Origin of the sequence: Methanosarcina sp. WH1, from assembly GCF_000970005.1 — an archaeon.
Classification (GTDB): Archaea; Halobacteriota; Methanosarcinia; order Methanosarcinales; family Methanosarcinaceae; genus Methanosarcina.
This window is the reverse complement of record NZ_CP009504.1, coordinates 642,669-656,134: the sequence shown is the minus strand read 5'-3', so window position 1 is coordinate 656,134 and position 13,466 is coordinate 642,669. Positions and strand designations below refer to the sequence as shown.

The window sequence follows — 13,466 nt, the reverse complement described above, 5'->3', positions numbered from 1 at the left end:
CTTCAGGAGACATAATATGGACAGGCCCTTCATTTTTATAAACTCTGCTATGTCAGCTGACGGCAAGCTCTCAACAAAAGAGAGAAAGCAGGTAAAGATCTCTGGAAAACTTGATTTTGAGAGAGTGGATGAACTCAGAGCTCAGGTAGATGCAATCATGGTAGGGATAGGAACCGTACTTGCCGATGACCCCAGCCTGACTGTAAAATCTGCTGAAAGGAAAGCCGCCAGAAAAACCGCCGGAAAAAGCGAAAGCCCGATAAGGATTATTGTGGACAGTGCCGCAAGAACCCCTCTGGACGCCGATATATTCAAAAAAGGAGAAGGGCTCAGGATAATTGCTGTTTCGAATTCAGCTCCTGCAGAAAAAATCAAAACTCTGGAAGAAAAAGCTCTGGTCATTAAAACAGGAGACCTTAAAGTTGACCTTTTAGAGCTTGCAGGAACATTAAAGGAAATGGGCATAAACACCCTCATGGTCGAAGGGGGTGCAACCCTTAACTGGGGTATGCTCTCCGCAGGCCTTGTTGACGAGATCTACACTTTCGTTGGAAACCTTATCATAGGAGGAAAAACAGCCCCGACTTTTATGGATGGGGAAGGTTTTAAGGAAACCGAACTCTATGGACTTGAATTGGTTTCGGCTGAAAGAATTGAGGACGGAATACTTCTTAAGTGGAAGGTCAAAGGGAAAAGGAACTGAAATTTTCCTTTTCTGACTATTTTTCAAAAATTTTGCCGGTTACCTATATGATCTATGCCTGAGTTTTTGTATTTCAAACCCACCTTTGCAGTATACAAAAACTTCCAGTTCGCATTCCCCTTTAAGGAATTCCCTCATTTTGCGGTCGTATATACTCTGGACGTGTTTTAAGCGGTTCTTCCTGAAGTGAATCCTCATAGCTTCGAGAAAACCAATCATCTGCACAAGGTAAGCTTCTTCATACGCCCTAGTCTCCTGTGCAAGTTCTTCACATGTCGAGTTGTCGAGTTCTGAATGATAGCTTCCATGCTCGTTTAAGCCGCTTATCTGCCGCCAGTCTACTTTTCCTGTTTCATCAGCTTCCCTATGCAGCATATGAGGATATACCCTGCAGATTAAAGGGCGCCCTTCATAAATCCTGCACCTCTTATTTTCCAGGAAAATGCAGGAGCCATCAGGCTTTGTTTTAAGAGCATAGCCGGAAACGTAAAACCTGCCTTTCTGGTCGCAAAACTCGTAATAAGGGGCAGGAGTGATTGCATCCGGGTCTATTTGCTTTATACTATCCAGGTCTGAATCAAGCAGAAACACATGGTCGTTAAACTCTTTAGTGCAGCAGCGGGCACAGAGTTCGCACCTGAATCCCAGTTCTTTGATTATGCCGACAAATTCAGATTCAGGGAAGCTTTTCAAATCCAGAAGTTCCTCTCGCACTTCGGCAAGCCTGGTTTCAATAAGATTATTTTTTACGGAAATCACCTTTTTCAGAAAATAATAATTTAAAATTTGTCCTGCTATTCATCGATCCTGCTCTTCATCCTTTCTGGAATTATCCTGGTACCTATGCAGTTTCAGATGGATCTATATGCATCTTCCGGAGGTAGAATTATTTATATTTTGTGCATATCTCCCACATTTTTATGCCCGAATTTCGGGGAATGTCCGTAACATTTAATTACTAGCATTTCTCTTTATGATAAACTCAAGGCTTGATGAAACTTATAATTTCTTACTTTCAGGCTTCAAGGAATATCAAGTATTCCAATTAAGATAATTGAAAGATTTTCGATTTGACACATCATCGAATCAAAATACCTCTTTGCTTAAACACTGCTGAAGGAAAAAAATCCGCGGCAAACAGAAGTGGTCAGCAATAAGGCGAATATGATAGTGAATAAATCACTATAAGTTAAAACAAATACAGAATAAATTCAAATCAAAATTAACGAGGAATGATAATGGGTAAAACCGGCAGCATTGATTGGGTAAAGGTAAAAGGCAGAAAAGGCAGAGTAATTAAGGTCCAGAAATCGAAATCTCAAAAAGCACACCCCGGACCTTCACAGCGCTTCACATCTTCAGGTCACAAGAGGCGTTTCATAAGAAGATCTGCAAAAGCCCTTGTAAAGTGATTTTAAGGGTTTTTCTATTTTACCATTTTTAGTTATATTTTTTAGCTACTTAGTTAAATTTTATAGCTACTTAGTTATATTTTTTAGAGAAATAATAGTCTTTTTTTACATTAATTCTCAAGAGATTACCCCATCCAAGGCAACTCGATTGCAAATCCGGATTTTTAATTCGCTATTTCTAACAGCTGATGCTTTCAAATAATAACTCAAAGTGGGCAGGACGACTGAAATAGCCATTAAACAATCTTTTTAACCTGCCCTAAGTAACCTCCCCAGGCGATATATTCAAACTTAAAGCATGAGGGCAAGATATGCGATGCTTACACCCAGAAGGCAGAGAATAACATTTAGAAAGATATTGAGGAAAAATGAAACGTTTTGCCCGTCCTCAAGCAACCTGAACGTTTCATAGGCAAAGGTGGAGAAGGTTGTAAAGGAGCCAAGAATTCCTATGTTTACCAGATAGACCATTGATTCCGGTTCAGAGGAAAAAGTAAAGAGTGCAAGAACTATGCTGCCCAGAAGGTTTACTGTAAGGGTTCCTGCAGGGATATTCTGGATTATTGGTACACGGCTTGAAACCGTATAGCGGAGAGATGCCCCTATGAAACCGCCCGTGCCTATCAAAAAGAGTTCTCCGATGCCTGAAGTGGGGAACATGTCTCAGATCTCCCTGCTTGAAAGGGCTTTTATAACACTCCTGCCGAAGAACACACCTGTAAGGGTAAGAAAGAGATTGGCGCTGACGTTTTCAAGGGCAGGAATAAAAGGCATGCTGAAAGACTGAACTGCAAATGTGGAAAAGGTTGTAAATGCTCCCATAAACCCTGTTCCGAATGCGATCCTTCCCTTAGGACCTATGAAGCCCAGGTACTCAGTGTCGTACATTATCATGCCCAGCAAGAAACTCCCAAGTACGTTTACAGAGAGGATGCCAAGCTGCCCTTCCACAAGCTCACAGAGCAAAAATCGGCAAACGGCTCCTAGAAAGCCGCCGACTCCTATTAAAAAAATCTTATCCATTTCTTTATCTGGAGAGGGCATTTTCTTCACTGATATTATTATTAAAAATTGGAGTACAGGACGGTTATGTCATTCCCATTACCGCCTGTTAGTATAAAATATTATTCATATTCAGAGAAGGAAAAATTAGTAAAAGATGGCTGTACATGTTTCTATCTCGATTTTACTCGATAAGGTAGACGTTCACTTCCTGTCCCTCTTCATAGCCTTCCAGGTTCTCAGGCACGAGCACATAGCCATCAGCCTTCGCAACCGAACTCAGGACACCTGCCTTTCCCATAAGTGGGCGTATCATGTCCCCTTCAAAAACGACGCGGATAAAATTAACATACCCTATTTTTGAACTTATTTTTGCAGCCAGACGCTTTCTAAGGACAAATTCCGGTACTTCTGGTATGGAACCCAGCTTTCGGATTCCATGGCGGACAAAAAGGTATAGAGCAACAAGTCCGGCAACCGGATAGCCTGGAAGGCAAACCACAGGAATATTATCTATGACTCCAAGGGCTACTGGCTTTCCGGGGCTAACTCCTACACCGTGTACAAGCAGTTTTCCCAGGGATTCGACAACCTCGGGTGCATGGTCCCTTTTACCAACTGAAGTTCCGCCTGAGATAAGGACCATATCGGCATCCAGATTTGCCTCTATCGCTTCTTTTATGCTCTCAGGCTGGTCAGGCACGATACCTGCATATCTGGAAATTCCGCCCCACTTCTCCACATAGAGGGTAGCCATAAGTCCATTCGTCTCGAGCACCATTCCCGGCGGAGGAATTTCTCCTGCTTTTTTTCGACTCACCAGCTCATCTCCTGTGGGGATGACTGCAACCACCGGTTTACGGAAAACTTTTATCCTGTTCAGTCCGAGAGAGGCAAGTACTGCAGCATCACAGGGGCGAAGGAGGTGCCCTTCCTCAAAAACCAGATCTTCTTTTTTAATATCCTCTCCTACCTGTCCCACATTCCTCCCCGGATGCACCTGAGCTCGGATTTCAACCAGGTTCCCGACCGTAACAGTATCCTCAACCATTACAACCGCATCAGCTCCTTCCGGCAGCACGGCTCCGGTATGGACCCACATAGAGGTCCCTTCCTCTATACTGTCAGAAAGCTGTAAAAGCACGGGATTTGCAGGGGAAGCACCCGGGGTATCGGATGCCCTGACAGCGTATCCGTCCATTGCAGCACGCCTGTAATGAGGAACATCCCTCCTGGAAACTACAACCTCTGCAAGTACTCTACCTGCACAGGCTTCAAGTGAGACTTCTTCTGTGTGCCTGAGAGGAGAAATGCTTTCAAGGAAAAGCCGTAAAGCTTCATCAACTGAAGTACGTTCTTTAAATATCCTGCCCATACTCCTGCCCCCTGAAAAAATCAGCCGCCTGAAACGGGAGGTAGAACTCCAATTTCATCTGAGTCCTTAAGGAGAGTATCAAGCCCTTCCAGATGTCTGACATTGTTCCCGTTAACCAGGACATTAATTGAGCCGCAAAGGACCGGGCTATCACCTTTTTCATCGCTTTTTTCAAAAATAAGACCTTTTAACTCGGAATGTTTGTCTGTGAGGGATAAAAGGACATCAATAACCTTTTCTCCGGAAAGCAGGAGTTCAGGTGTGCCTGCTGCCTCACGCAGATTTGCAAATAACTTAATTTTTACTTCAGCCATGAAGAAGACTATTTCATCCTATTCCTTAAATATACCTATGCCTTATAAGGAGCAGCCATCACCGGAAGGTTTGGGAAACGATGCAGAAAAGTCCATACGATGATTTGAATGACTCGGCAAATTCTTTGAGGCTCTCTGATACAAAGTACAGGCTTTTAGGGCTTCTGATCGTTTTTTTTGCCCTGGCTCTCAGGCTATTTGAGCTTGGAGAGAGAGTTTTCCATCATGATGAAAGCGTACACGGTAGTTTTACCCTTAAACTGCTTGAAAGCGGAGAGTACAGTTATAATCCAGCCTACCACGGTCCCTTTCTTTTCCATTCTACTGCAGTCGTCTTCCATTTCCTGGGAATAAACGATACAACAGCCCGCCTGGTCCCGGTCTTTTTCGGAGTGGCAACTATTTTGCTGCTTTTTTTGCTGAAAAAAGAGTTGGGAAAGAGCGGAGTGCTCTGGTCAATGTTTTTGCTTGCATTTTCTCCAAGCATGGTCTACATATCAAGGTTCTTCAGAAACGATATGATAATTGTTTTCTGCACCCTGGCGGCTGTTATAGGTGCCTTCCGCTATCTTGACAATATCCACAGCTCAAAGAGGTACCCTTACCTTATCCTGACAGCCTCCTCCCTTGCCCTTGCTGTAACTGCAAAGGAAAACGCCTATATTATCATACTTATATTCGGAGCTTATGCCGGGATGGGCTTACTATACTGGATTTACTCAAGCTGGAAGAGGGAAAAACTGAGTTTGCAAAAGACCCTCCTCCGCAAAGCTTCGGTTCTTTTACCCTTCCTCCCTGAAATTCTTATTTCAGGGGTGTTCTCCATTTTCATAATAATGTATTTTTATACAAGCTTTTTCAGGAACGATATTTCCCTTTTCTCAATCGTAAAAAGGGCTTTTACTCACTGGCTGGCAATGCACAGGATAGAGAGGATAGGAGGACCCTTTTACTATTATATCCCCATTCTTCTACGATATGAGATCCCGGTTGTAATCTTTGGAGCTGCAGGATTTTTCCATTTCCTGAAAAATAAAAGGCAGAACGCTTCATTTTTCTTTTTCCTTTGTTACTGGGCCTTTACCAGCCTGCTGCTCTATTCCTATCTCCAGGAAAAAGTCCCCTGGCTCGTCGTACATATCGTCCTGCCTTTCGGGATCCTGGCAGGAGCTTATCTGGGAGAGATATTTTCCCGAAATACCGAATCTGTAGTGCCGGAACAGGAGCATCTGGGAGGAAGTATAAGCCCTCTGACAGGCCCGAAGCCTCCTCTCAGGGTAAAACACTCCGGAAAAGCCCGCAATGTAACAGCAGGGATTCTGGCACTCGCCCTGATAATTTCCCTGAGCCAGTGTATTTCGGTAAATTACTATAGGAGCATGGAGCCAGCAGAACTGATGACGTACACACAGGCTTCTCCGGATATTCGGGAGCTCATGGAAAAAATAGAGGGATTTGACCGAAAGCCTGAAACTCTGAGACTTTACGTGGTTGACCCGAATAAACTGTACTGGCCCCTGCCCTGGTACCTGCGGGACTACGAAAAAATAGGATATACTTCAAAACCTCCAGCGAGCAGTAAATACGATGCTATTATTGTGCCCGCATCCTATGATATGTACAGGGAAATCTCTGAAGAAGAGTACTCCTCTTACAACTTTACTCTACGTCCGGGAAGGGATTTCGCCCTCTATTATAAGAAGAAACTTGAAGTCAACTACCCCTGAGATAAAGACTCAGGGGGTTCCGACTGAAGGTTTATGAGCAGATGAATCCCGATTGCTTCCCAAGTTGAGCCAGAAGCCAGCATGTAAAAACACCTGTATTTACCTGTGAATTAAAAAAAAGGTTCTCGGAGTTAGGGGAAGTATTCTCTCAAACGGGGGACATTTCTTCAGTGGGACATTTCTTCAGTATATTTTCTCTTGATCGCGATACTGGCTTTCAATTTTTTATTTATCGGGACGGAGGACCGGCTGCATCCCCCGAGCGGCGCAGGGAGAGATTTCTGAAAGTCTCCCTTTTTGGACTCGGAATAAATCAACTGATTTCCATAAGCGAACACAAATAATATGTAAAAAGGGGAGAATCCTTAAATAGGAGTTGTTTATGGGCAAAATATCCTTTTTAACAAATAATCTTGCAGGAATGGGCTTCTCTCAAGGAAACAGTAATGAAGAAGGGGGAGGAGGAAAAAAAGGAATAGAGAAACCTCTGGAAAAAGTTTCGGAAAAGGAAGAAGGATTATCCGATACTCTTGGAGAGTTTCTGGAAGACTTTATGCCATCCGAACAGACAGGCGAAAGATTTGAGAGCTGCCTCTGGATAACAATTAAAGAACTCATGACCAGAGACGTGGTCACGGTACGGGAAGACACTCCTATGGAAGAAGTCTTTTCACTTTTTGGGAAGTTCCCCTACCATACTTTTCCAGTAGTGAATGAGAAAAATGAGCTTGTGGGAATCATTGATCTTGACGTCGTTCTTGAAATCTTGCTCTTATGCCTGGTTCCCAGATCAAAACATACCCCTCTTACGGCTATAAGGTCTCTTGGAGGAAAAGCTGGAGACATAATGATTACACACCCGGTGACAATTTCTCTTGACGCTACGCTCAAAGACGCTTCGGACCTGATGATGAAGCACAGGTTTGACCGTGTCTGCGTCAACGATAATGGAAAACTGGCAGGAATTATCTCCAAGAAAGATCTCGTAAAAGAGATTTGCAGGAGAAGAAAAAATCCAGATAAGCTCTGAGAATGGTAAACTCCGAGAAAATGGAAGTTCAGGCAAAGAACAGGAGAAGAAAGTGGAGGACTAACAGCAGTGAGTGCTCTGTTTCAGATACTATTTCTTATTTTCAGTGTGAAAATTCTGGGTGAGGCGTCAGAAAGAGCAGGTTTCCCTTCAGTCATGGGAGAAATTCTTGCAGGCATCTTACTTGGAGTACTTTTTGTTAACGTAGAAACCGTGGTAATCGCTTTCTTTGCTCAGCTTGGAGCTATTTTCCTGCTTTTTACTGCAGGATATAAAGAAGTGCGCTTAAGGGACCTGAAACCTGCAGTATTAGTTGCTTTTGTTCCTACATTTTCACAGGTGGTTTTTGCTTTTTTTTTCGGTTTCGGGCTTGGGAAAATCTTTAATTTCAGTTTTCTTCAAAGCCTCTTTATAGCAGTTGCTTTCTGTCCGACAAGCATAGGAACAGTGCTCAATACTCTTATAGACCAGAACTATCTTTCCAGCAGACCCGGAACAATAATGCTCTTCTCGGCAATCCTTGATGATATTGTAGGGATATCTCTGCTTTCCATAGTGATTACTTTTGCCCGTTTTAACTGCATTCCTTCAGTTCTAGGTTTTCTTACAATTGCAGGAAAAATCCTGCTCTTTCTGCTGATTATGTATATCCTTGGGAAGTATTTTTTCCCCAGGATTTTTGTCTATGCTCAGAAAATGCATGAAAAAGAAGCAGTATTTTCCGTTGTGGTTATTGTAGCTCTTTTTTCTGCCTATCTTGCAGAGTTTTTTGGGCTCCATGTAACAATAGGGGCGTTTATAGGAGGAGTCTTAATTTCGGAAATTCCTCTTGCCAAAATCCAGGACGTACAGAGCAAAGTAGAAGGGCTGGCTTACGGGATATTGATCCCTCTTTTTTTTGCCTTTATAGGTTTTTCAATTGACCTTTACGACCTGGTAAATGCAGGTATTTTGATTCCCCTGATTATCCTCTTAGCCCTCTCTGGAAAACTAATAGGGGGCTTTATAGGATCAAAAGTTATAGGTTTTGATTTTTATGAAAGCCTTATCTTCGGGATAGGAGTCATGCCAAGGGCAGGGATAGAACTTGTGGTGCTGACTATAGGCAGGAGCACGGGGATCATCGGCGAGGAAATATTCTCAGCGATGGTTTTTATGGTAATTATATCCATCCTGATTTCACCTCCGCTTTTGAAGTTTGCGATCCAAACTGAAAGAAAAAATAAGACCGATGATAGGATCAAAGCATGACGGTTTTAATCAGGAATGAGGGACATGAACCCGGTTGTATAATGCAGAGAGCCGGATGAACTCACATCTTTTTTGGTCAGTGGGCTCTCCTTACGTTCAGGTACTTTACAATCTCCATCGAGATGAGTGTGGTGGAAGCTAAAGCCAGTATGATTCCCAGCTCAGAAAGGGAAAGGGGGACTGTCCGGAAAGCAAATTGGAAGAAGGGAATATAAACCACCATCAACTGCAGAATCACCGTAGTCAGAACCGCAAAGACCAGAGCTTTGTTTGTAAAGAGCCCGAGAGAAAAAACCGAATACCTGTCAGAACGCCAGTTGAAGGCGTTGAACATCTCTGAAAAGACCACAAGGGTGAAGATCATAGTCTGCAGTTTCGAAATCGGGAAACCGCTGTCAAGAGCCCAGACTAAAACTATCAGTGCCTGTGAAGCGATAAGCCCTCCTAACCCCATCCCGGCAACGATTTCACGGCGGGTGATAAGCCCTTCCTCAACGTTCCGGGGTTTCTGTTTCATAAGCCCCCTGTCAGGAGGTTCAACAGACAGAGCCATAGGAGGAAGCCCATCTGTAATAAGATTGATCCACAGGATCTGTACGGCAAGCAAAGGCAGCATCTGCCAGCCCAGAATTGCAATGAGGACGATCAGGACTTCCCCGATATGGGCTGTGAGTCCGTAAGTGATGAAATTTTTGATATTTTTAAAAATATTTCGTCCTTCTTCTACTGCCGAGACAATGGACGCAAAGTTATCATCTGTAAGGATCATGCTTGAAGCTTCTTTGCTCACATCGGTGCCTGTAATGCCCATTGCAATGCCCATATCCGCAGCTTTCAGGGCAGGAGCATCATTTACCCCGTCCCCGGTCATCGCCACAACATAGCCCTTCTTTTTAAGAGCTTCAACTACCCTCAGTTTATGGGTAGGGTAAACGCGGGCGTAAACTGAGACCCTTTCAACTTTGTCCTCAAATTCACTCTCTTCAAGGCTGTCAAGTTCTGAACCGGTAAGAGTGAGATCGTTTTCTTTCAAAATTCTGAGTTCTCGCGCAATTGCAGCTGCTGTAACCTTATGGTCTCCTGTTATCATTACAGTCTTAATGCCGGCATCCTCACAGGTTTTGATTGCAGCTTTTGCTTCTTCTCTGGGTGGGTCTCTCATGCCAATTAATCCTGAAAAGACCATGTCTTCTTCGATCTTCTCTGCAGGGATTTCCCCTGAAGAGACTTTTTCAAAAGAGAAGCCTTTTTCATGCGGCCGGAAAGAAAGAGACATAACCCGCAGAGCCTGATCAGCAAGTTCTCTAACCTGCTCGGAGATCTCCTGTTTCTGCTCAGGAGTTAAAGCCTTTATTTCACCGTCGAGAAAAATCTTCGTACACGAACCAAGAATAACCTCCGGAGCTCCTTTTGAAAAAGCTGCAAGCTCGGAATTCAGAAAGCTGCCCGGACTGTCCCCCAGTTTATTGAAAGTGGTCATTCTCTTACTTTCGGAAGAGAAAGGTATTTCCCCAAGCCGTGGATATTTCCGGTCAAGCCCGAATTTTTCAAATCCAGCCTTTGCAGCAGCAACCATAAGAGCTGCTTCTGTCGGGTCTCCTGTAATTTTCCATCCATCTTCTTCTTTATAAAGGTTTGAATCGTTGCAGAGAGCTGCCCCCAGCAAAAGAATCCGAAGATGTATATCGTCCTCTGCTACTTCGGAATCTCCTTTTAGAAATTGTCCTTCGGGATTATATCCATTTCCCGTGACATTGAGGATCTCCCCATTAACATATATTTTCTCAACTGTCATTTTGTTCTGAGTAAGCGTGCCTGTTTTGTCAGAACAGATTACATCTGTAGCCCCAAGTGTTTCTACAGAAGGCAGTTTTCTGATCAGGGCATGCCTTTTAACCATGCGCCTTACTCCGAGCCCGAGCCCTACTGTCACAACCGCCGGGAGGGCTTCAGGTATAGCAGCAACTGCAAGTGCAACGCCCCAGAGAAACATGTCAAGAGGGGGAAAGCCGGAAAGAACCCCGAGAACTGCAACAAAAGCTACAATTAGAAGAGTTGCCCCGCCAATCCATCTGCCGAATTTATCGAGGCTTTCCTGCAGAGGGGTTTTGGACCTTTCTATTGTCCCAAGAAGCCCGGCAAGTTCTCCAAAAGAGGTATTCATGCCTGTTGCCGTGACAACAGCCCTTCCTCTTCCATAGGCAACTGCAGTCCCTGCATAGGCCATGTTCTTCCTGTCAGCTCCAGAAGTGTCTACCGGCAGAGAATCGGCAATTTTCTGTACAGACACGGATTCCCCGGTTAGCGAGGATTCGTCAACTTTAAGGTTGAACTCTTTAATTATCCTGGCATCTGCAGGAATGCGGTCTCCGGTCTGAAGCAGAATTATGTCCCCTGGAACCAGTTCTGATGATGGGATCTTTTTTTCAGTTCCATTCCTTATTACAGCTGCTTCCGGAGACGTCAGGGATTTAAGGAGTTCAATTGCTTTTTCAGCTCTGTACTCCTGCACAAAACCGAGAACTCCAGCAAGAAAAACAGTAAATAAAATCACTATTGCGTCAATGGATTCCCCAAGTAAAGCCGAAACAATGGAAGCAATAATCAGGATAAAAATTAAAATACTTTTAAATTGTGAAAGAAAGAGACGAAAGACAGAGACTTTTTCTTTTTCTTTAAGTTCGTTTTTCCCATACTCATCCAGTCTTTTTTCAGCTTCTCCGGAGCTCAGCCCTTCCTCTGATGTCTTCAGCTCCTCAAAAACCAAGCTAATTTCCTGATCGTAGTACAAACCCTGGTCCTCGTCTTTTTGTAACCCGATATCTCTGCACTCAGTATGTACTGTGCTATAATATAAATGAGTTTAATGTATATATAGCGGTTATACATATCGATGTGCAAAGGGGTTTTTTGTAATTTATAGTTCTACAAGAGCTTTTCCTGTAAAAAAGATTTGGAATTTATCTGTTTCTCTATATAGAAATTATAGAGTTATGAAGCCCAATTCTCAAAATTAGCTTAAAAATTAATGAATAGAGGGAAAAAGTATCCATGAAGATAGTAATAATCGGAAGTGGACTTGCCGGTTTGTCAGCAGGTTACAGGCTCTGTAAATCTAACGAAGTAATCATTTTTGAAAAAGATCCGGATATTGGGGGAATGGCAGCAAGCTACTCTCTGGAACATTCCGGAAAAAAATACTTTATTGAAAGGTACTACCACCATATATTCAGGAGTGATGCGGAACTTCTTGCCCTTATAAAGGAACTTGGGCTTGAAAAGCAGATGCTGTGGCTGGAAGCAAAAAACGCCTATTTCGTGGATGGTAAGAACTATCCCATGAACACACCTCTTGAGATCTTACACTTTAGCCCTCTTTCCATTCTTGACCTGGCAAAACTTGGCCTGCTGGTCTTAAGGATAAGATTGATAAAAGACACTGTATCCTATGATCAAATAAAGGCAAAGGACTGGATAATTGATACTGCAGGAATGTCGGTGTATGAAAACTTTTTTGCTCCCTTGATGAAAAGTAAATTCGGAGACAATGCTGAAAACGTATCTGCTGCCTGGCTAATCGGGAGGGTGAAAATAAGGTCGGATAGGGGAAAAGAAGGAGAAAAACTGGGGTACATGAGAGGAGGCTTTAACTATCTTCTGGAAGCCCTGTCAGGGGAAATAACTACAAATGGGGGAGAGATTCGAACAAATAAGGAAGTAACGGAAATTGTGATCAAAGACAATGCCGTACAGGGAGTAGTAGTGGACGGGGATTTTATAGCCTGTGATGCAGTTATTTCTACCGTAGAACCACTGGTGCTGGATGGGATCACCGGAGGCAAGCTTGAGCTTCTGCATGATTCCCTGCAAAATATCCGTTATCAAGGGACGGCGTGTGCTTTGATAGGGCTTGACAGGATGCTTATGGAAGACGGGAATTACTGGTTAAACATAAAAGCCGATGTGCCTTTTGGAGCTGTAATCGAACACACCAATTATTTGCCTCTTGAAGACTATGGGGAACATCTGGTCTATGTGACGTCCTATTTCCAGGACAAAAAGAGTGCCCTCTGGACTCAAAAAGAAGAAAATATTCTTGATTCTTATCTAAGCGGGCTCGAAAAAATGTTTCCCGAATTCTCAAGAGAATGGGTTCGCTGGACGAAGCTCTACCGCAGAACAGATACCGCTCCTGTATACGAACAGGGCTATCTTAAAAATGTACTTCCTTTTGCTGCAGGCCCATCCGGGCTTTACCTTGCAGGTATGTTCTCCTCAACCAATTATCCGGAAAGGAGTATGAACGGTTCGGTAAAAGCCGGGTTTGAATCAGCCGAACTGCTGACGAAAGAAAAATAAAGTTATGTATATTAATGAGAATATTTAACTCAAAACAATCCCTTCGGACGAACTATTATATAGCCTAAGGGATGATATTATACTGTTTGTGCCTGTAGAACTTCTTTCTGCAAGGCTGCCTGTCTTACCGGATTTGTCACTCATGGGGATTTGGGAGTGACAGATAAAGGAGAGACAGAGAAAACTAAAAAAATGTTCTGAATTCTGCCGTAAACCGGCTTTTTGGGGGCACACAGGTCATACCTGTAAGGGGATGGTAGAGGGGAACACACATGTTTTCCTTAAGGTTGAGC

Annotated in this window: 12 protein-coding genes; 6 read left to right on the top strand and 6 right to left on the bottom strand. The window is 43.5% G+C overall.

Annotated elements, in window-relative coordinates; translation table 11 throughout:
- Positions 1–16: 16 nt before the first annotated feature.
- Complete coding sequence (locus MSWH1_RS02920) at positions 17–703, top strand: 2,5-diamino-6-(ribosylamino)-4(3H)-pyrimidinone 5'-phosphate reductase (RefSeq protein ID WP_048125939.1); 687 nt, start codon at positions 17–19, stop codon at positions 701–703.
- Positions 704–742: 39 nt separating this feature from the next.
- On the opposite strand, the gene MSWH1_RS02915 is transcribed toward MSWH1_RS02920, so the two are convergent.
- Positions 743–1,462 (bottom strand): YkgJ family cysteine cluster protein, encoded by a 720-nt coding sequence (locus tag MSWH1_RS02915; protein ID WP_048125937.1) that lies wholly within the window; start codon positions 1,460–1,462, stop codon positions 743–745.
- Positions 1,463–1,941: 479 nt separating this feature from the next.
- Here MSWH1_RS02915 and MSWH1_RS19560 point away from each other — a divergent pair, with 479 nt between their 5' ends.
- Entirely contained in the window at positions 1,942–2,115 is a 174-nt protein-coding gene (locus tag MSWH1_RS19560; protein WP_197074012.1) for a DUF5350 domain-containing protein, read from the top strand.
- 291 nt (positions 2,116–2,406) lie between these two features.
- Here MSWH1_RS19560 and crcB (MSWH1_RS02910) read toward each other — a convergent pair whose 3' ends face one another.
- From crcB (MSWH1_RS02910) to MSWH1_RS02895, 4 genes are all read right to left on the bottom strand, one after another.
- On the bottom strand, positions 2,407–2,775 hold the full coding sequence (gene crcB / locus MSWH1_RS02910) for a fluoride efflux transporter CrcB (protein WP_048125935.1): 369 nt from the start codon (positions 2,773–2,775) through the stop codon (positions 2,407–2,409).
- 3 nt (positions 2,776–2,778) lie between these two features.
- Complete coding sequence (gene crcB / locus MSWH1_RS02905; protein ID WP_048125933.1) at positions 2,779–3,159, bottom strand: fluoride efflux transporter CrcB; 381 nt, start codon at positions 3,157–3,159, stop codon at positions 2,779–2,781.
- A 142-nt stretch (positions 3,160–3,301) separates the two neighbouring features.
- Entirely contained in the window at positions 3,302–4,492 is a 1,191-nt protein-coding gene (gene glp / locus MSWH1_RS02900) for a gephyrin-like molybdotransferase Glp (protein ID WP_048125931.1), read from the bottom strand.
- Positions 4,493–4,512: 20 nt separating this feature from the next.
- The gene (locus MSWH1_RS02895) at positions 4,513–4,806 is read right to left on the bottom strand and encodes a ubiquitin-like small modifier protein 1 (RefSeq protein ID WP_048125928.1); all 294 of its coding nucleotides are present in this window, start codon (positions 4,804–4,806) and stop codon (positions 4,513–4,515) included.
- 80 nt (positions 4,807–4,886) lie between these two features.
- Between MSWH1_RS02895 and MSWH1_RS02890 the strand changes: the two genes are divergently transcribed.
- From MSWH1_RS02890 to MSWH1_RS02880, 3 genes are all read left to right on the top strand, one after another.
- On the top strand, positions 4,887–6,533 hold the full coding sequence (locus MSWH1_RS02890; protein ID WP_048125927.1) for a flippase activity-associated protein Agl23: 1,647 nt from the start codon (positions 4,887–4,889) through the stop codon (positions 6,531–6,533).
- Between the two features lie 382 nt (positions 6,534–6,915).
- Positions 6,916–7,563: an HPP family protein gene (locus tag MSWH1_RS02885; protein WP_052722543.1), complete on the top strand. Its 648-nt coding sequence runs from the start codon at positions 6,916–6,918 to the stop codon at positions 7,561–7,563.
- A gap of 69 nt (positions 7,564–7,632) precedes the next feature.
- Complete coding sequence (locus MSWH1_RS02880; RefSeq protein WP_048125925.1) at positions 7,633–8,814, top strand: cation:proton antiporter; 1,182 nt, start codon at positions 7,633–7,635, stop codon at positions 8,812–8,814.
- A 76-nt stretch (positions 8,815–8,890) separates the two neighbouring features.
- Here the strand turns inward: MSWH1_RS02880 and MSWH1_RS02875 are convergent, their stop codons facing one another.
- Entirely contained in the window at positions 8,891–11,605 is a 2,715-nt protein-coding gene (locus MSWH1_RS02875; protein ID WP_052722542.1) for a cation-translocating P-type ATPase, read from the bottom strand.
- 260 nt (positions 11,606–11,865) lie between these two features.
- Here MSWH1_RS02875 and MSWH1_RS02870 point away from each other — a divergent pair, with 260 nt between their 5' ends.
- Complete coding sequence (locus MSWH1_RS02870; protein ID WP_048125920.1) at positions 11,866–13,173, top strand: NAD(P)/FAD-dependent oxidoreductase; 1,308 nt, start codon at positions 11,866–11,868, stop codon at positions 13,171–13,173.
- The last annotated feature ends 293 nt before the right edge of the window (positions 13,174–13,466 follow it).